Raw genomic sequence first — 18,779 nt, forward strand, 5'->3', positions numbered from 1 at the left:
CCGGCGATTTCCGCGCATCCGCTAAACAAGAGCTTTAACGAAAAAACCTGCTTGAAGGCAAGAATTGTCTGATGGAGGGAGGTTACAAGGTCTTACGCAAGACGTAGACGCGCTTGCACACGCAACCCGGCAGGAAGTCCTGATGACTGAGCAGAGTGAAGCCGGCCTGCCGGAATTCGGCCTCCACTTCAGCCTTGTTGACCAATGGTCGGGCCCCAGAGCCCTGTGTCGATGGCCGGCGCTTCAAACGGGCATCGATCTGCACCGCCACAATCACCGTATCGCGACTGACCCGATGGAACTCCCGGAGGATGGCCAGACGATGCTCTGGACTGGCGATGTGTTGATACAGCTGCATGCAGAAAATGCAGTCCACCGCGTTCGCCGACAAGCCGAGGGTGAACGCCGAACCCTGAAAAGTCTTGATGCGTTTCAACACCTGTTGCGAGTGATGGATCGGCGCATGGTCGAGCATCTCCCGCGACGGATCGGACGCCAGAATCACCCGGTTCGCATGCTCCGCCAGCACCGGCCAGAAGCGCCCGGCCCCGCAGGCGACATCCAGCATCAATCCCGGTTCGCCCGCCACCTTGAGCGCATTGCGCACCAACTGCTCGTCGCGCCAGAACGCCAGGCGTCCGCCGAAGCCACGGGGATGCGGCTGCAGGCAGACGCGCGCATGCTCCTCCTCGTGGCGCCGGGCGAACTCAAGCTCAATGGTGGAGGGGGACTGCGCGGACATGTGCAAAGGCTCTTGTAGGAATAGTCTGGCGGAACGCACGTTAACGGCCGGCAGGTCAAAAAAAGGTCGAAGCCCTTACTCCTTGGCCAACACACCGTCGATCACCGCACCGCGACAACCGGCGAACATATCCAGGTCCTGGTTGTAGACCTTGCTGCTGACCTCCAGCAAACCGAGCATCGAATGGAACAGGTTGTCCTGGCTCAACGGCTTTTCACGGCTCAGTTGCAGGCAATGGGTGTCCACCGAGAACGACTTCTGATAACTGTCGGAAAACCAGGCGAGCATCGCGACATGCTTTTGCTGATCGGGCGCCATCATGTAAGGCGTGCCGTGGAGGAACAGGTTGTACTCGCCCAGGGACTCGCCGTGGTCCGACAGGTACAACATCGCGGTATCGACCTTGTCCTGGTTGCTGCGCAGCAGGTCGATCAGGGTCGACAGCACATGGTCGGTGTACACCAGCGTATTGTCGTAACCATTGACGATACTTTCGCGACTGCAATTGTTGAGGGCATTACTCTCGCAAACCGGAGTGAATCGCTCGTACTCCTTTGGATAGCGCTTGAAATACTCGGGCCCGTGACTGCCCATCTGGTGCAGCACCAGCACGGTGTCCTTGTCCAGGTTATCGATGAAGTGCTGCAAACCCTGCAGGAGAATCTCATCCCGGCATTCGCTGTTGGCGCACAGTGCCGGGTCCTTCAAATTACTGACGTCCTCGAGGGTGACCCGATCGCACGTGCCTTTGCAGCCCGACTGGTTATCCCGCCAGATCACGTCGAGCCCTGCACGCTTGAGCACGTCCAGCAGCCCCTCTTCATTCTTTGCCTTGCTGGCGTTGTAGTCCTTGCGGCCCATGTTGGAAAACATGCACGGCACCGAGACGGCGGTTTCCGTGCCGCAGGAATGCACATCGGTGAAGGCGATCAGGCCCGCTTCCTTGTCCAGTTGAGGGGTGGTGTCGCGGTGGTAGCCCAGCACGCCAAAATTTTCGGCCCGGGCGCTTTCGCCCACGACCAGCACGGTCAGGGATTTGCGGCCGTGGGGCTGCCACACCGGATTTCTCTCGGCGTCTTCGCCAATCCTGACGAAGGGCTGCTGGGCTGAAGCGACTTGTTCGAGCAAGTAACTGAACGAGGCGCCCACGTAATTACTGGGTACCACCATCAAACGCAATTCATGATGATTGCGGAACAACGATGACAGCCCCTGATAATTACCCAGTGCAACACCGCCAATCACCGCAACCGAGGCAACACCCACCAACAACTTACTGATTAACTCGCGGTGCCAGCGACGATAATTAACGGGTGTCTTCCACAACAACCAGGACGGTAATACGCCGAGCAAAACAATATAAATAAACAACTTAACCGAGAGTAAATCACGCACTTCCGTGGCATTGGTCTGCACGAAGTTACGCAACATGCCGGTGTCCATCAGCACACCGTATTGACTCATGAAATACGCCACGCTGGCGCTGATCATGAAAATCAGGGTCAGCAACGGTTTCATGACGGGACGGAAAGCGAAAAGGGTCAGCACCATATTGAAGGCCGCCAGAATCATCAGTCCGAAAGCCACGCGCATGACGACACCCTTGGCGTCGGACGCGGTGATTTCAAACAGGTGCTGCCACAGTACCGAGTTGAACCCGATCAAAAGAAAGGCGCTGGCAATCAGTGTCACCCACTCCGGGCGCACGGCTTTTAACTTCAACATGATGATTGGCTGTTCCTGGAAAGAAATGCCGTCGACAAATGTGAAAATTTCATTTATCGCGACAGCACTAACTTTAGGCAGACAACCATCAATTTTTTGTGAAAAAGAAGCCAACGATTAGTTGGCTTAGCGTCTTCTACAACAACTTTAGTAGTATTTGAGAATGGTTCAGGCCTGGTTCAGGTACCAACGCCAATCCTGTTCTCCGACCTCCCCCATGAACTGCCGATACTCGGCACGTTTGACGGCAAGGTAAACCCCAAGAAACTCCGCGCCAAAGGCTTCCCGCGCCCAACTTGAAGCTTCCAGTGCACGCAAGGTCGTGAGCCAGTCGGTGGGCAACAAGTGCGTGGCCTGGGCATAACCGTTGCCTTCCACGGGCGCACCCGGGTCCGACTGCTCGCGAATACCGCGATGGATGCCGGCCAGGATCGCCGCAGCGGCCAGGTACGGATTGGCGTCGGCGCCGCAGATGCGATGCTCGATGTGTCGCGAGAACGCCGGGCCGCCCGGGACGCGCAAACTCACGGTGCGGTTGTCGACGCCCCAGGTGGCGGCCAGGGGCGCGTAGCTGTTGGTCTGGAACCGTCGGTAGGAGTTGGCATTCGGGCAGAACAGCAACAACGAATCGAGCAAGGTGCTGAGCATGCCGCCCACCGCGTGCCTGAGCAGCGGCGTACCGTCCGCGGCCTCGCTGGCAAACAGGTTGTGACCGTCGCGGTCGGCCAGGCTGACGTGCATGTGCATGCCGGTGCCGGCCAGATCATCGAAGGGTTTGGCCATGAAGCACGCCGTCATCCCGTGCTTGTGCGCCACGCCCTTGACCAGACGCTTGTAGCGCACGGCCTCGTCCATCGCCTGCAGGGCATCGGTGCGATGCTCGAGGGTGATTTCAACCTGCCCCGGTGCGTATTCGGAGATCGCCGTGCGTGCCGGAATGCCCTGGAGTTTGCAGGCATTGTACAAATCGGCCAGGAATGGCTCGATCTGCTCCAGTTCGCGCAGACCGTAGACCTGTGTGCCCCGGGGACGACCGCCATCGACATCCCGCGCCGGCTGCGGCCGGCCGTGGCTGTCGCGCTGCTGGTCCAGCAGGTAGAACTCCAGTTCCGCCGCCATCACCGGGTAATAACCGTCGGCTTGCAGGCCTTCGATCACCTTCGCCAACAAGTGCCGGGGGTCGGCGATCGTCGCCGGCATGCCCTGCGTCGGATGCATGCTGACCTGCACCGCCGCCGTCGGCATCAGACGCCACGGCATGCGCGTCAGGCTGCCGCTGAGCGGGTAAGCACGGCAATCGATATCACCGACATCCCAGACCAGCCCGGAATTTTCCACGTCATCACCGTTGATGGTCAGGCCGAGGATCGTGCTGGGCAAGGGGCGCCCGCTTTCGTACACCGCCAGCAACTCATCGCGGTGCAGCAACTTGCCCCGGGGCACACCGTTGTTGTCGAGGATGAACAACTCGAACATCTCGATATCCGGGTTCTGTTGCAGAAAAGTCAGGGCTTCTTGCGGGGAGGCGAAGGATGTCGTGGCACAACTCATGGGAATTCTCTTGTTTCCGCGTCAGGCAAACGCGCAGGCGCTGCCGATTTGATCCGGGGGATAGCCCAGGACCTGTCAGGATCATCAACGGGAAAGGCAGGAATCCGGCGGGCGCGCGTGACGACAGTGCCACAACGCCCAGAAGGCAAGTTCAGAAGGGAGTGCGACCGGACAATCGTCCATAGAGTAGACCGCAGTGAACAGATGGCAGCAGCGTCACACGGCGGGATAAGTCGTTAAATCGGGATTTGAAGAACTTCGGGTCTGGGTTGGCTAAACATTCAGGGTGCATCGCTAAGCCTCGTGGGTAGCAGGGTTTTGTGTGGCCACTATTTAATTTCTAAATAGCACCCCGGACTTTCTGATTTGCGAACTCCGCCCCTGGCACTTGTAATTCCCCCTCGCCCATCGAGGTTCGACCATGGAAAACATTCGCACCCTCTCGCGCCCCGCCCTTCTGCTGATGTGCACTATCATGCTCGTCGCGCTGAACCTGCGCCCCTCCATGGCGGCCGTAGGTCCGCTGCTCAAGACAATACGTGGCGACATCGCCCTGAGCTTCAGCCTGGCCTCGCTGCTGACCATGCTACCGGTGATGGCCATGGGACTGGCGATGTTCTTCGGCCTGCGCATCAGCCAATGGCTGGGCGCACAACGCACCGTGGTGGTGTCGCTGCTGATCATCGGACTGGCGACGGTATCACGCCTGTTCCTCGACTCCGCGCTCGAACTGATCCTCAGCGCCGTGCTGGCCGGCGTCGGCATCGCGCTGATCCAGGCATTGATGCCGGCGTTGATCAAGGCTCGGTTCAGCGAACACGTTGCTGTGTGCATGGGGTTGTACGTGACGTCGATCATGGGCGGCGCCGCGATTGCCGCCTCGTTTGCCCCGCTGGTGATGACGCACACCGATAGCTGGCGCACGGGCCTGGCGATCTGGGCAATATTGGCCTTGGCGGCGTTGCTGTGCTGGTGGGGCCAGCGCTCGACGCTGCCAACGTTGCCCATTCAAACGCAACGAAACGGCTCATTCTTCGCCAGTTCCCGCGCCTGGTTGCTGGCAATCTTCTTTGGCTTGGGGACTGCGTCCTACACCTGTGTGCTGGCCTGGCTGGCACCCTATTACGTGGAAAAGGGCTGGAGTGAACAGAATGGCGGATTACTGCTCGGCTTCCTGACAGCCATGGAAGTGGTTTCAGGTCTGCTGACGCCCATGATCGCCAATCGCAGCCGTGATCGACGCGGGGTGCTGGCCGCCCTGCTGGTGTTGATCATCGCTGGTTTTCTCGGCCTGATCCTCAGCCCGCAACACCTGAGCCTGTTGTGGCCGTGCCTGCTCGGACTGGGCATCGGCGGACTGTTCCCGATGAGCCTGATCGTCTCGCTGGATCACCTGGACAACCCGCAACGGGCAGGTGCCCTGACCGCCTTCGTCCAAGGCATCGGCTACCTGATCGCCGGCCTGTCGCCGCTGATCGCCGGCATGATCCGCGATCGGTTGGGCAGTTTCGAATGGGCTTGGTGGTCACTCACCGGCGTCATGCTGTTGATGCTGATGATGATCCTGCGTTTCAACCCACGGGATTACGCGCGCCACATTCGCTGACCAGTGCGCGCCTGCCAAGACAGCGAAACCCCCTATAGGCCATTCTCTCGGCACCACCGTTCCGCTAGGATCCTTCGCACGAGTTTGCGCTCGGTCAGCGCAAGGATCACAGTGAGAAGAATGGATGCTGAACAGTAACTTGCTTCGAAAACTCGATATGCAGGACCTCATGGTGTTTATCGCCCTGTACGAGCGTAACAGCGTCACCGATGTTTCCGAGGCGCTCTGCATCAGCCAGTCCACCGTGAGCTATTGCCTGAAAAAACTGCGCACCGGTTTTACCGACGAGTTGTTCATCAATACCCGCACTGGTATGCGGCCCACCTGCAAAGCCAGCAGCATGTACACCCACGTGCTGAAGATCCTCGAAAGCATCAACCTGTGCCATGCCCCCGTACCGGCCTTCGATCCCGCCGGAGGGGTCGCCACCTTCAACCTTTGCGCACCGGAATATTTCGAGCAACTGATCCTGCCATGCCTGTTGAAGCGTTTTGACGCGGCGGCATTACCGGTGGTGATCAATGTGCAAAAACTCGAAAGCGATATCCCGGCCGATGCGTTGCGCGACGGCAGTGTTAATCTGGTGATTGGCTTCGGTCCGAACTTCCATCACCAGCCTCCCGACTTGCACTTCAGGACATTGCTGGAGGACCAACTGGTCTGCGTCTTCGACAAGGATGCGGCGCCCCTTGAACCGCGCTTGAGCCTGCAAACCTTTGCCCAGCGCCGGCACGTGTTTCCGACCCCGTGGATCTCCAGCACCAACATGGTGGACGGCTGGCTGGCAAAACAGGCGCAGGCACGGCACATCGTCGCGCGGGCCAACAGCTACGGGGCGGCATTGAAGTTGATTGTCGGCACCGACTACATCCTTGCGATGCCCCGTCGAATCCAGCGGTTGCTCGCCAGCGAAGGCGCTTTCACTCACCGCGAAGCGCCCGAAGGCCTGCCGGGCTTCACCCTCGACATGCAGTGGAGCCCGCACGCCGAGCAGGACGGTGCCAATACATGGTTTCGCGAGCAGGTAGTGCAGGCCTGCGCCGAGCATCGCCTGCGTTGAAACTCAGTTGTTGATCAGGACCTTGCTGTAGGACTCGCGATCCATGTCGACAATTTCCACTGCCAACTGGACTTCCACACCGGCTGGCCACTGACACAGGTCCTGCAGTACCGCCAGCAGGCTTTCCGACAACTGCTTCTTGATCTGCGGCGAGCGGCCACTCAACAGCGCCAGGTTGACGTACACGAACGCACGCTCGTTCAAGGCGGTGCCGACCTTGAAGGTCTCGACCTTCACCGCGCGGGCCTTGATGTCGGATTCGGCCGCGAACTGACCGGAAGCCACCAGCGCATTGTTGAACCGCAGCAGCGCCACATCGGCATTCAGCTCAGGCAGGTTGGCGGTGTATTCCATGTGCAGGTGAGGCATGACGTGGTTCCTGAGGTAAAAGGGAAAGGTCGTACATATATCACAGAGTTGCCCTGCTCTACTGCGGCATCGGTGATTGGAAACGCTCACTCATGAATGCTTCCAGACGCGAACGCAACCAACGCTCGGCAGGATCGGTATCGACATGGCTCAACCAAACCATCGACAGGTCCAGGGTTGGTGTCTTGAACGGAAAAGGCTCGACGAACAACTGACCCGAGGCGGCCATCGCCGTGGCCGTGTAATCCGGCAGGCTGGCGATCAGGTCAGTCCCCGCGAGCAGGGCGGGCAACGAACTGTACTGCGGCACGGAAAGCACCACCTGGCGCGTGCGACCGATCTCTGCCAGCCACTCGTCAGCGTAGCCGCTGACGTTGGCCGTGTGGGACACCAGCACATGAGGACGTGAGCAATATTCATCGAGGGTCAACGGCGTGTCCGAGGCATCGGCGCGCAGGATGCTGGGCAGGATATGCCGCAACAGCTTGCGCTTGGCATTGGCCGGCAGGCCGCGGGTCTGACTGATGCCGACGGTAATGTCACCGGACGCCAGCAAGTCGGGAATCCGCCAGTAGTCGACATGCTGCACCACGAATACCACCTTTGGCGCCTCCTGGCGCAGGGCGCGCAACAGGGGCGGCAACAGGCCGAACTCGACATCGTCCGACAGGCCGATGCGAAAGGTCATGGTGCTGCTGGCGGGGTCGAAGTCGTGGGTCAGGCTCAAGGCCACCGACAGCGAGTCCAGGGCGGGCGACAGGTACTGGATCAACTCTTCGGCCCGGGCCGTGGGCTCCATGCGATGCCCGACCCGAATGAACAACGGGTCGTTGAACATCGTGCGCAGGCGATTGAGCGCCGAACTGATGGTCGGCTGCCCCAGGAACAACTTCTCCGCCACCCGGGTCACGTTGCGTTCATGCATCAAGGTTTCGAACACCACCATGAGGTTGATGTCGGCCTTGCGTAGTTCATTGCGATTCATCCACTGCCCCCGATCTCCTGTCTGTCGACAGTTTAGGTAGCGGGTGCAAGCGGCGTCTATGCGACTGAAGACGTTTTGCTGCCTGAAACGAAGCTGCTTCGATCGAGCAGCTTCGTCGAGACGTGTCTAGATTTCCTTCATCGGGGTCTGATCGTGGGTGCCCTTGATCAGGTTGATGGCGTGTACGCAATCGGCCTTGTTGACGTACGACTCCCCGCTGGCAATCGTCTCATGGTTCGCCGCCCTCAAGCGCCACCGCCATTGGCCCCTGCCAGTCTGGGGGATGCCTCGGGTCTGCCGGTAAATCTCGAAATACATTGTTCGCTCCTTGCGATGGTTGATACGCAGATCAGGGATCTGCGAAACCAGAGTAGATGAGGATGTCTGCCGGGACAGCCTTTCAGTGTCAGGGGATATTACGGCGCATCGGTGCCGCGTCGAAGGCTGACCCATGGTTTGCGGGATGGGTAAAGCGGATGACCTGAAGGAGGTACTTTTCGTTGGTACGGGCTGACGCTTCTGACGCGTAATCGCCGACTGCTCCGACAAACAAACCGCAGTCGTCACGCGCAAGGGAGCGCTGTTTGCAACGGCCAAGAGGCTTTAATCGAACTGCTTCACGAATTCCCGGGTTTGCGCGTCCAGCCCCTTGTCGTTGCCGAACACGGTTTTGACCGTTTCGTTGGCCCCGAGGAGCAGTTCGCACTGCATGCCCAGGGCCAGCCTCTGATGATTCAACTCAAGCAAGGCTTGCTGATGTTCCTGCCGGGCAACTTGCAGACGCTGAAACGCTGCTTCTTTCAGCTCGGGCTTGGTCTGCAGGGGCCAGACGCGCTCGGCTTCGAGCACGCGGCGGTCGGTCAAGCCGGCGCTCACATTGGCCATGCGCATTTTGGTGTAGGTGCGTATGACGGATAAGGCGCGAGACGAAAACGCTATCGCTGCGTTTTTTTGCTCTTCGGCACCTGCCCCATCCGCCGCCTGCATCTCCAGCAGGTCCGCAGCCAACGCCTTTTCCGCCCCCTCGCCGCGCACCAGGTAGCTGGAAAGGTCCAGGCGAGGCTCGTTTTCAAAGGCCAGCAAATGCCTGGAAACCAGTGAGGAGGCGTGATTCACGTAGTCCGCACCGTGCTGCCGAAACCCTCCATCCGCAACGGCGACCGCGGCAAAGATGAACAGCAAAAAACCAAAAATTGTCTTTTTCATGGATCCCTCCAAAACAGCCGGGAATGCTATCACGCTTCATTCGGCTGACCGCGAAGCCTCCCCGGCCACTGGAACACCGCAAATGACACTCGGCGCTAGCTCAACGTTCGAAAAAAACTTAGGCCAAAACCACAGAAACAAAAAAGCCCCGTAACCTTTCAGCTACGGGGCTTTTTCAATGTAATGGCGGAGAGATAGGGATTCGAACCCGAATCAATCTACCCACAAACCGCTATAGGCCAATAAAATAGGGCATTTGAAGCAAGGGTGCCGAGCGTATACAGGCCTACAGCGGTCTCCGTTTTGCCCTAATTTTGCCCTAACGGCTTCCTCGTCTCGCTCTAAATGACACCTACTCAGCCCGTGCCGTTGGAATATGTTCACATCGCAAAGATTGGAGGTTTCACTGCTACGCTGAACTCTCCACGGAGGATTCCCGATGCCAAACTCAGACCTGCTCCCTTCCTTGCTCTTCAAAATCAACGAAAACCAATTGGCCCTTGAGGCCGCCATCCTTGAACTATCCAACTGGGTCGAGCAGCGAGGCGCCGCCGAAGTCGCGGACAACGTGCGAGGCGCACTGGACACCATCGATAAGAATGAAGAATTCATCAAGCTAACGCTTGCGGTGCTGATGTCGCCCGATTAAAAACTGACAGGCAGCAATCGGCCCATGACGGACGTTCAAGCAGATGTGATGCCAAATGATCGATGGAGTGCGCATTGCCTCTACGGGGCATTTCAAAACCTCAAAAAAAATGACCAAAAGCCCTGGGCATTGATTTCACGGCGACGCGTTGATTAACCATCCTGACAGCTATCAGCAAAACGCACCGCTATAGCCTGGAATTGCTCATGGTTGGCCAGGAAAACCTCGCAGATTTCTGGATCGAAATGCGTAGCACATCCCTGGCGGATTATCTCCAGCGCCTGATCGTGTGTCATGCCCTTCTTGTATACGCGTCGGCTAATCAGCGCGTCATAGACATCCGCCACCGCCATGAGCCTGGCACTGATGGGGATGTCATCGGCACTCAGCCCGTCGGGATAACCGGTACCATCCCACTTCTCGTGGTGGCTGTAGGCGATCTCCTTGGCAAGGCGCAGAAATCCCACCGAGGTGCCCAACTGCTCTTCGGCATGCCGGATGGCATCGCGTCCCAGTACCGTATGGGTCTTCATCGTCTCGAACTCTTCCGGCGTGAGGCGCCCCGGCTTGAGCAGTATGTGGTCGGGTATGCCGATCTTGCCGATGTCATGCAGCGGAGCCGACTTGAACAGCAGGCGGATGCTCTCGTCATTGAGAAAATGCTGGAACCTCGGATGTTCGCGAAGCATCTCGGCCAGTAGTCTGACGTAGTGCTGAGTTCGTCGAATGTGGTTACCCGTCTCATTGTCGCGGGTTTCGGCCAGCGAGGTCATGGCCTGAATGGTCACATCCTGGATGGCGATGACCTCGGCGGTGCGGCGCTGGACTTCCTGCTCAAGGTAAGCCTTCTGATCACGCAAAAAGTCGGCGGCCGCCTTGATCTTCAATTGGGTTTCCACCCGTGCCAGCACGATGGGTGGGTTGATCGGCTTGGTGATGTAGTCCACGGCGCCCATCTGCAAACCCAGGATCTCGTCTTCCATTGTCGCCATGGCGGTGATGAAGATGATCGGGATATGAGCGGTGCGCGGATCGCGCTTGAGCTGCTCTGCCACCTCATACCCCGACAGATCAGGCATCATGATGTCGAGCAGAATCAGATCCGGGCGAGGCTCCTGCACCGCTGCCTTCAGCGCGCGCTCACCGCTGATGGCCACGCGCGTGCGGTAGATGTCCTTCAGCAGGCCATTGATCAGCGTAATGTTCTCCGGCGTATCATCGACAATGAGGATGATCGGGCTAAGTGAGTAGTTTAGCGTTTCACTCATGATGCTCCCTCCAGCACGGGGTATCGCGGGCCGTCGATGCACGTTTGAGTGTTAGCCGTGCGGCCTCGAAGTCAAAGTTGTTCACCTCATTCATCAACTGCTCGAAACTGTCCTGGCCGAGTGCTCCGCGCAACGAATCCGCATACTGTTCCATATAATCCGGCGCTGCTCCGTCATTGGCCTCCAGCAGGTGGATGAGCGCTATGGCATGCTGTGCCCAGTCGACGCTCGATACCACCGCCGGTGCTGCCTGGCCGCTACCCAGCGCTTGGCGGATTGCATGCACGGCCAGCGAGAGCGCCTCGATCAATTCATTCACCAATGCGTCCGACTCAGCGTGTGCCCTGATCGCGGTTTCCAGCTTACCGGCCATGGCTTGCAGGCCGCTGAAGCCGAGGTTGCCTGCAACGCCTTTCACGGTGTGGGCCATTCGCTCGGCCGTCGCCCGATCACCCGCGCGTAGCGCGTTCCCCAGCGCTTGCCCTTCCATAGCCCTGCGGTCGGCAAATTGACCCAACAGCTTGATGTATAGCTGGCGATTGCCCGCCACTCGCCTCAGTCCGTCGGCGCTATCTAGCCCTGGAATGTCCGGTAGGCGCTCCTCGCCCGATGCGGCGCTGGACGGCTCCACTGCCGCCGACCGAGGTACAACCCAGCGCAGAACCGTGGCGATGAGTGCTTGCGGATCCACGGGCTTGGTCACATGGTCGACCATGCCCGCCTCGATGCAGCGCTCCCGGTCCTCGACCCTGGCATGTGCGGTCATAGCAATCACCGGGATCTGTGCGCAGTGAGGCCCGATGCGAATACGCCGGGTCGTCTCGAGACCATCCATCTGCGGCATCTGTACGTCCATCAGCACCGCGTCGTATTGCGCTGCAGCCAACATCGACAGCGCCTCGCAGCCGTTGCCGGCAACTTCCACCAGGGCACCGGCAGCCTCGAGAAGCTCCCTGGCAATCTGTTGGTTGATTTCGTTGTCCTCCGCGACGAGCAGGCGCACTCCGGCGAGCACCTTCGCCTGAGCAATGGGTACGGTTAGCGCCACCACTCCCGTTTGCGGCGCGAATAAGTTGACCAGTACCTCTACCAGCGAGGACTGGTTGACCGGCTTGACCAGGAACGCGCGAATGCCGGCCGCTTGCGCAGCGGCGTGCATTTCGTCATGCCCAAATGCACTGACCATGACGGCGTACAGTGCAGGCTGCAGGCCAAGCGCCCGGCGCGTCGTCTCGATGCCATCCATCTCTGGCATTTGCCAATCCACCAATAGCGCCAGGAACGGGTCGTCGGCCGAAGCACCGCGAAGGCTCTCCAGAGCAGCCTCGCCTGACGCCACCGCGACCGGCGAAAGCCCCGCTACGCGAAGCATGTCGGAAAGGATCTGGCGCGCGTCGGCATTGTCATCGACGACCAGGACGCGCGCTCCGGCGAGCTCCGCAGGGACAATCTGGCGCTGCGTACGCATGTGCTGGTCAAGACCAAGCCAGACGCTGAAAGAGAACGTGCTGCCGTTGCCCGGTTCTGAGTCAACCGCGATCGTTCCGCCCATCAGCTCGACGATGCGCTTCGAGATGGCAAGGCCCAGGCCGGTACCGCCGAATTGTCGCGTTGTGGAGCTATCGGCTTGGGCAAAGGCCTCAAAGAGTCGCCCGGTTTGCTCGGGAGTCATGCCGATACCGGTATCGCGGACACGAACCTGCAGTTGAACTTTGTCGCCGGTGCGGCCCAGGTTGCGAACCACGACCGTCACCTGCCCCTGTTCGGTGAATTTCACTGCGTTGCCTACCAGGTTCAGGATGACCTGGCCCAGACGCAGCGGATCTCCAAGCAGCGTCTCGGGAACGTCCGACGCCCGGTCGAACAGCAGCTCAATGCCCCTGTCGTAGGCCTTTTGCGCAATCAGCGAGGACACGTTGTCGAGCACTGCGTCTATCTCAAATGGCACTGCCTCGACGCTAAGCTTGCCGGCCTCGATCTTGGAGAAGTCGAGGATGTCGTTGATGATGCCAAGCAGCGAAGTGCCCGCGTTGTGGATCTTCGAGACATAATCGCGCTGCCGCTGGTCCAGCGAAGTCTTCAGCGCAAGGTAAGACATGCCGATGATAGCATTCATGGGCGTGCGGATTTCGTGACTCATGTTTGCAAGGAAGTCGCTTTTTGCCCGCGTCGCCTCTTCAGCAATCTCCTTCGCCCGCTGCTGCGCGTGCTCTGCTGCCTTGCGCTCGGTGATGTCCTGCAGCCAGCCGAGCAGCCCTTGCTCCCCCTGGATCTGGATTGGCAGGTAGGTGACAAGCATGGTGCGTTCGCGCCCCTGCCGGTCACGCATCGGTACTTCCTGGTCCTTTGCGATGCCGTCGTCCGTGAAGCGTTCGACGATGGCTTCGCGATCATGCCCATTCGCGTAAATCTGCGAAGCAGCGTCACCGACGCCTACGCCGAACGTTTCACAGAAGCGGGGGTTGGCGAAGCGGATCACGCCCTGGGTAGAAAAGGCTATGTTGATTGGACTCGTATCGAGGATTGCCTGCAGCCGCGCGCGTTCTTCGCTAAGCGCCACTGCTGCCGCATGATGATCCGTGACATCGCGCACCCAACTGGCGACCAGGGTCTCACCGTGGATTGTCACGAATGATGCACCGACCAGAACCCAGAGAATTGATCCATTTTTGTGCAGCAGGCGGGTCTCGAAGTGTTCGACCTTGCCGTTTCGTGTCAGCAGTTCGAGGAAGCGTTCGCGCTCCTCAGGGTCGACATACAGGCTCGTGGCGTTGCGCCCGAGCAGGTCCTCGCTGACATAACCGGTCGCCTGTGAAAAGCGTTGGCTTACTTCCCTGACAGCTCCGTTCCGATCTGCCAGCACCAGGCTGGCGGGGCTGGTATCCATGAGCGCGCGGGTGAAAGCCTCGCGCTCGGCTAGCTCTGCGGCAACGCGCTTGCGCTCGTCTACTTCCCGGTTGAGGCGTCGGTTCCAGGCCAGCATGGCGCCGAGCAACAGCAGGACCGCGACCAAGCTCGGGATCGCCCAGCTCATTACGGTTTTAATATCGAGGCCGTCCTCGTTGAGGGACTCCTCGAACAGCCGGTATTCCATGAGCGATACGCGATAGTACCGCCGCCAGCTCGCATCGAGCGGCGAATCAATGCGATTGCTGGACTGGAAGAACTGCTCCAGCGCTCGTGCGAGATCCGGCGCGTTGCGCGCAACACCCCACCCAACGCTGGTCGCTTCGCTGACCGGAAACGCAATGGAGAGACGTTCGGGATCTTCACGAGCCCAGCGCAGCGCGCTTTCACTACCCAACACCGTGAAATCCACCTTCGCATCGGCGACCAGTTTCACCGCCTGCTCGGTTGGCGCATAGACGATTCTGACCGGCTGACTGGAGAGAGGACCGCGGTTGGCTTCATCGATCCACTGCTCGTAGCCCGTACCCTTCTGCACTGCCGCCGTCAGACCGAGCAGATCAGACACCTCGTTGCCAAGGGACTGGTTGGAGCGATGGGCGATGACCAGGTTGCGTACCCGGTAATAGGGCACGAGCAACATCTTCGTTTCGCGCCAAGGGACGATCTGCAAGTCATTTGGATAAAGATCACAGCGGCCGTCGGCGAGTAGCTTTGGGTCGTAGCTTTCCCCGCGTACGGTCTCGCCCCGATCGTTGTGAAACTGCGCATCGAAACTCGGCAGTTCCGTTACTTGTGGACGTAAACCGAGTGATTGCGCGAACGCCTCCGCATTAGTCCGGTAGAAGGAAGCGCTTGAGCCAGCCACGCATATGCGTAGGACGCCGCTTTCCCGAATCTGGGACAGCGTACGTGCTTCCACGCATGGCATGCCCAGCACCAACAAGCCTCCCAGCGCAAGCAACGCTCCCCAGCGCGGATTTGTTTTCAAAATGCACCTGCTGGTAGGTAATTGTTCACGATCCAACTCGACATATCCTTGTGAACGTCCTTGCACGAGCTTGTCCGCCGCCCTGCACTGGTATGATAGGCTTTTGGAGTGTAGGCATACGCTACAGCAAGCGCCAGCAACAAAAACTGGGCCAGCTAGCGACTTTCCACTGCTACTCACCGTTCGGAAAGTGAGTTTCCGGACGCTTACTCAGTACTCGTACACCTAAGTTTCGCCAATGTCCGCTATGGGTCGATTGCCGCCGCTCACATCAGCTCAAATCATGCAGCTCGTCGCCCTATCCTCGCCCAATCACACTGCGCCTATTACTGTATATACAAACAGTACTGATAAGGCGTCACCGTGGACCTGTATGAAATCGAAGACACCAGCGATTGGTTTGGTTGTCCGACCGAGCTTGAAACCTGCCGCCACTTCTTGCGCATGTACGAGAACGAGGTACAGGAACTCATGCTGCAAATGCGAAAGGCCAGAGAAGACATCTTCGACTTGGTGCAAATGCATGCTGACGTGTCCAACGAACGTGACCAGCTGCGCGCAGAACTGAACCACGCCAGGGCTGACCTATCCAATGCTCGTAGAAATGCCACCGAAATCGAGACGAAAAACAACTGGGAAATGATGGCTATGAATAAGCTGATCAGCGAGCTTTACAGCGAAATTCATCGCCTGACGGGGGAGAATCCGCGCTTAAAATTACCTCGCAGCTAAGCTGAAGTCTCAATTGGAGGGGATGATCCATGTGTGGACGACTTTCCCAATACGATGGCATTCACGACTTCGTTGCAGCGCTCAGCATGCCCAACCCATTGATCAACAATGCCGGTGAGCAGCCGTTCGAGCGGTACAACGCCGCACCCACAACTCAGCTCGCCCTTTTCCACCAGGAAGGCAATTACCTACACGCTGATATGGTTCGTTGGGGATGGCGTCCGCACTGGGCCAAGGACCGCGCCGCACCGATCAACGCTCGGGTCGAGAAAGTCGCCCACGGCCCATTCTTTCGCGCGATCTGGCCGCACCGAGCAATCATCGCGATCAACAACTGGTTTGAATGGGTCGACGAAGGCGGCCCTAAGAAACAGCCCTACCTAATTCGCCGGAGCGACCGAGCGCCAATCCTCTGTGCTGCCATAGGCCAATACCCGAACGCCGAGCATGAGCCTGGTGAGCACGATGGCTTCGTGATCATCACCGCCGACAGTGTCGGCGGCATGGTGGACATTCATGACCGGCGACCGGTCACTTTGTCACCAGAGCTTGCCAGAGAGTGGCTGGACCCCGCTACACCCAAGGAGCGTGCCGAACAGATGGTCCTGCTGCAGGGCGAACCCACGGAGGCTTTCGAATGGTTCAAAGTGGACAAAGCGGTCGGCAATGTCCGTAATCAGGGTAGACATTTGATCGAACCGGTTGGGGAAATTGGCGTAGGCGGCTAAGACACCCCATTGCTGGGGATGCCCTTGTTAAGACATCCAATACATGACAAGCAGCACCGCAGAAACCCAGCCGATTGTCATGACTATCGAATAGCCTAGAAGCTGCTTATCCATGTCGTGTTGTCACTGATTATAATCAACCAAATTGCGCTTTATGTGCGACTCCAGCAAGGCTGGCGGAAAGCCACCAAGCCGCTCTATTCCGAACATTTCCAGCCGCTCGCCGATTAAAAAAGCCCACCCAATGACGCCGGTGCCCAATTCAAGATCACCAGCTCACCACTGACATCAGCTTTTCCCTGTCGCTGGTTGGTGTTGCAGTAACGGATGTCCAAGGTTTCGAAATGAAAGCCCTCGAACACACGACGAATGTCCGGATGGTCGTTGATGCTGACCATCACTTTGCCTTTGCATCGGCGCATGAAGTCAGCCATCCGCTCATAGTTTTCGAACTGAAAATCCACGCCGTAGCCGGCGGTCTGCCAGTAAGGCGGATCCATGTAATGGAAGGTGTGGGGACGGTCGTAACGTTCGGCGCATTCAAGCCAGGGTAAATTTTCGACGTAAGTGCCAGATAACCGTTGCCACGCAGCCGAGAGGTTTTCTTCAATGCGCAGCAGGTTGATGGCCGGGCCAGTGGTCGCGGTACCGAACGTCTGCCCAGTGACCTTGCCGCCGAAGGCATGGTGCTGCAGGTAGAAGAATCGGGCGGCGCGCTGGATGTCGGTGAGGGTTTCAGGGCGGGTCATTTTCTGCCACTCGAACACCTGGCGAGAGCTGAGCGCCCATTTGAACTGGCGCACGAATTCTTCCAAGTGGTTCTGCACGACGCGGTACAGCGTGACCAAGTCGCCATTGATGTCGTTGAGGACTTCGACGGGCGCAGCCTGAGGTCGCATGAAGTAAAGCGCGGCGCCGCCGGCAAAGACTTCAACATAGCATTCGTGTGGCGGAAAAAGCGGAATGAGGCGATCGGCCAGGCGGCGTTTGCCGCCCATCCAGGGGATGATGGGTGTGGACATGAAAGCAAGACCTTTACTGTATGGATAAACAGGTGCTAGGCTCGCCGCGCTTCGTGCACGGAGTAGAGAGCCTTGGCTGGACTTGCAGGGACATCTGCAGGGACGGCGGCCGGTACGGATGTTGGCGCATTCGTACCGGTCGCTCTTTTTTACTTCGGTGTTGAGACGGCTCTGGCGTAGGCCTGACAAGCCGCCAGGGCGATCAGCCCTCGATCGCCGGCATCGGTGATGCCGATAATTCTTTGAGCATGCGCTGGGTCAAGTTCGACTCTTGCGGAGCCATGAACCACGCCGCGGGCGCTGGGGGTGGCTGGCATTGCACAGCCGCTGGCTGAATCGGTGGCGGAGAGTAGGACTGACAAGCGCACATCAGCAGTGGCAAGGCGATCGCGCAGACGATCTTGATCACGTTGGACATCACTCAACACTCGATAGTGGGATTGTTCGCTGATTGAAAGGCGCTGCTCGAGCGCCAGTCGTTTGTCTTGTTCGGTGCGCTGTTGCGCGGCCGAAGCGAGAGCCAGTTGATTGAGGACCTCTGCATGCAAGCGGGCTTGCTGTTCCAGCTGCTGGCCGTAACGCCAGTCCTGAACCGTCCACGCACTCGCTGCAGATGCGATGGCCAGGGCTGCCAGCGTCATGCCAACAGCCAACAGCCGGTACGGCGCGGGAATCAAGTCGAAGAAACGCATAACACTGCCCTCGCCCGCTCCCACAGCGCCAGCCGATCGGCCAGACCATTGAGGCCGCCATTGATCTTGCGGGTGATCGCTTCGAACTCATTACGATCGGCCAGCGCATTAAGCTCACGCACCCACCAGAACCACGCCGCCGACTCGGCTGCCCATTGCGGTTGTTCCAGCAGTTCTGGTGTACGCAGCAAACGCTCGTCACCAAACAGCGCCAGGCTGCAGCGCAGGTAGTTGTTGTGGCCGGTGATCTGAATCAGGCCACGCCCGCGATAACGCTGGCCATCACCGTCGGCCGCCGGGGTATTGCCCAGCTTCACGGCGAGGTTTCCGGTGTCGTATTTGCTCAGGTATTGCTCGCCGCCCAGTTCGCGGACGTATTGCAGTTGGCCGGACTCGTGCCCGACCTGGGCCAGGAACGCCGCCCCGCGTTTCGGCGTATCAATCTGCCGGCGGGCCATCGCTGCATTGAGGGCGGAAACAAAAACGCCCGCTTGGCGGCGGGCGTTGGGCATGATGCGTAACAACTGTTGTTCGGTGAGAGGCATA

The 18,779-nt window shown here is 58.9% G+C and carries 17 protein-coding genes; 5 read left to right on the forward strand and 12 right to left on the reverse strand.

All coding sequences use genetic code 11. The annotated features are described in order from the left end of the window. Nucleotides 1-82: 82 nt before the first annotated feature. The 3 genes from IB249_RS04345 to IB249_RS04355 all read right to left on the reverse strand — a co-directional run bounded on the left by IB249_RS04345 (nucleotide 83) and on the right by IB249_RS04355 (nucleotide 4,018). The gene (locus tag IB249_RS04345; RefSeq protein ID WP_192302268.1) at nucleotides 83-742 is read right to left on the reverse strand and encodes a class I SAM-dependent methyltransferase; all 660 of its coding nucleotides are present in this window, start codon (nucleotides 740-742) and stop codon (nucleotides 83-85) included. Between the two features lie 75 nt (nucleotides 743-817). Then, entirely contained in the window at nucleotides 818-2,467 is a 1,650-nt protein-coding gene (locus IB249_RS04350; protein ID WP_192302269.1) for a phosphoethanolamine transferase, read from the reverse strand. Nucleotides 2,468-2,635: 168 nt separating this feature from the next. Continuing rightward, on the reverse strand, nucleotides 2,636-4,018 hold the full coding sequence (locus IB249_RS04355; protein ID WP_192302270.1) for a glutamine synthetase family protein: 1,383 nt from the start codon (nucleotides 4,016-4,018) through the stop codon (nucleotides 2,636-2,638). Between the two features lie 421 nt (nucleotides 4,019-4,439). Between IB249_RS04355 and IB249_RS04360 the strand changes: the two genes are divergently transcribed. After that, a complete protein-coding gene (locus IB249_RS04360) occupies nucleotides 4,440-5,624 on the forward strand; it encodes a cyanate transporter (protein ID WP_192302271.1) in 1,185 nt (394 codons plus the stop codon). A gap of 124 nt (nucleotides 5,625-5,748) precedes the next feature. After that, a complete protein-coding gene (locus IB249_RS04365; protein WP_192302272.1) occupies nucleotides 5,749-6,684 on the forward strand; it encodes a LysR family transcriptional regulator in 936 nt (311 codons plus the stop codon). A gap of 3 nt (nucleotides 6,685-6,687) precedes the next feature. Here the strand turns inward: IB249_RS04365 and IB249_RS04370 are convergent, their stop codons facing one another. The 4 genes from IB249_RS04370 to IB249_RS04385 all read right to left on the reverse strand — a co-directional run bounded on the left by IB249_RS04370 (nucleotide 6,688) and on the right by IB249_RS04385 (nucleotide 9,277). Continuing rightward, on the reverse strand, nucleotides 6,688-7,053 hold the full coding sequence (locus tag IB249_RS04370) for a 5-carboxymethyl-2-hydroxymuconate Delta-isomerase (RefSeq protein WP_192302273.1): 366 nt from the start codon (nucleotides 7,051-7,053) through the stop codon (nucleotides 6,688-6,690). 58 nt (nucleotides 7,054-7,111) lie between these two features. Further along, a complete protein-coding gene (locus tag IB249_RS04375; protein WP_192302274.1) occupies nucleotides 7,112-8,038 on the reverse strand; it encodes a LysR family transcriptional regulator in 927 nt (308 codons plus the stop codon). A 126-nt stretch (nucleotides 8,039-8,164) separates the two neighbouring features. Then, nucleotides 8,165-8,356, reverse strand: coding sequence for a YegP family protein (locus IB249_RS04380; protein WP_192302275.1), 192 nt, complete (start codon nucleotides 8,354-8,356; stop codon nucleotides 8,165-8,167). A 285-nt stretch (nucleotides 8,357-8,641) separates the two neighbouring features. Next, nucleotides 8,642-9,277: a hypothetical protein gene (locus tag IB249_RS04385; RefSeq protein ID WP_192302276.1), complete on the reverse strand. Its 636-nt coding sequence runs from the start codon at nucleotides 9,275-9,277 to the stop codon at nucleotides 8,642-8,644. Nucleotides 9,278-9,683: 406 nt separating this feature from the next. On the opposite strand from IB249_RS04385, the gene IB249_RS04390 reads away from it, so the two are divergent. Next, nucleotides 9,684-9,893: a hypothetical protein gene (locus IB249_RS04390; RefSeq protein WP_192302277.1), complete on the forward strand. Its 210-nt coding sequence runs from the start codon at nucleotides 9,684-9,686 to the stop codon at nucleotides 9,891-9,893. A 152-nt stretch (nucleotides 9,894-10,045) separates the two neighbouring features. On the opposite strand, the gene IB249_RS04395 is transcribed toward IB249_RS04390, so the two are convergent. Together IB249_RS04395 and IB249_RS04400 are read right to left on the reverse strand one after the other, a co-directional pair. Continuing rightward, on the reverse strand, nucleotides 10,046-11,161 hold the full coding sequence (locus tag IB249_RS04395; RefSeq protein ID WP_192302278.1) for an HD-GYP domain-containing protein: 1,116 nt from the start codon (nucleotides 11,159-11,161) through the stop codon (nucleotides 10,046-10,048). After that, the gene (locus IB249_RS04400; RefSeq protein ID WP_192302279.1) at nucleotides 11,154-15,095 is read right to left on the reverse strand and encodes a response regulator; all 3,942 of its coding nucleotides are present in this window, start codon (nucleotides 15,093-15,095) and stop codon (nucleotides 11,154-11,156) included. Before IB249_RS04400 ends, IB249_RS04395 begins: the two co-directional genes overlap by 8 nt. 327 nt (nucleotides 15,096-15,422) lie before the next feature. On the opposite strand from IB249_RS04400, the gene IB249_RS04405 reads away from it, so the two are divergent. Both IB249_RS04405 and IB249_RS04410 read left to right on the forward strand, forming a co-directional pair. Next, the gene (locus IB249_RS04405; protein ID WP_192302280.1) at nucleotides 15,423-15,791 is read left to right on the forward strand and encodes a hypothetical protein; all 369 of its coding nucleotides are present in this window, start codon (nucleotides 15,423-15,425) and stop codon (nucleotides 15,789-15,791) included. Between the two features lie 29 nt (nucleotides 15,792-15,820). Continuing rightward, a complete protein-coding gene (locus IB249_RS04410) occupies nucleotides 15,821-16,519 on the forward strand; it encodes an SOS response-associated peptidase family protein (RefSeq protein WP_192302281.1) in 699 nt (232 codons plus the stop codon). A gap of 227 nt (nucleotides 16,520-16,746) precedes the next feature. Here IB249_RS04410 and IB249_RS04415 read toward each other — a convergent pair whose 3' ends face one another. The 3 genes from IB249_RS04415 to IB249_RS04425 all read right to left on the reverse strand — a co-directional run bounded on the left by IB249_RS04415 (nucleotide 16,747) and on the right by IB249_RS04425 (nucleotide 18,778). After that, a complete protein-coding gene (locus IB249_RS04415) occupies nucleotides 16,747-17,541 on the reverse strand; it encodes a DNA adenine methylase (RefSeq protein ID WP_192302282.1) in 795 nt (264 codons plus the stop codon). A 149-nt stretch (nucleotides 17,542-17,690) separates the two neighbouring features. Beyond that, nucleotides 17,691-18,233, reverse strand: a complete 543-nt coding sequence (locus IB249_RS04420) for a lysis system i-spanin subunit Rz (protein ID WP_192302283.1) — start codon at nucleotides 18,231-18,233, stop codon at nucleotides 17,691-17,693. Then, complete coding sequence (locus tag IB249_RS04425) at nucleotides 18,215-18,778, reverse strand: glycoside hydrolase family 19 protein (RefSeq protein ID WP_192302284.1); 564 nt, start codon at nucleotides 18,776-18,778, stop codon at nucleotides 18,215-18,217. Before IB249_RS04425 ends, IB249_RS04420 begins: the two co-directional genes overlap by 19 nt. Nucleotide 18,779 lies beyond the last annotated feature (1 nt).

The sequence above is a fragment of the Pseudomonas sp. PDM04 genome (assembly GCF_014851765.1).
Lineage (GTDB): Bacteria > Pseudomonadota > Gammaproteobacteria > Pseudomonadales > Pseudomonadaceae > Aquipseudomonas.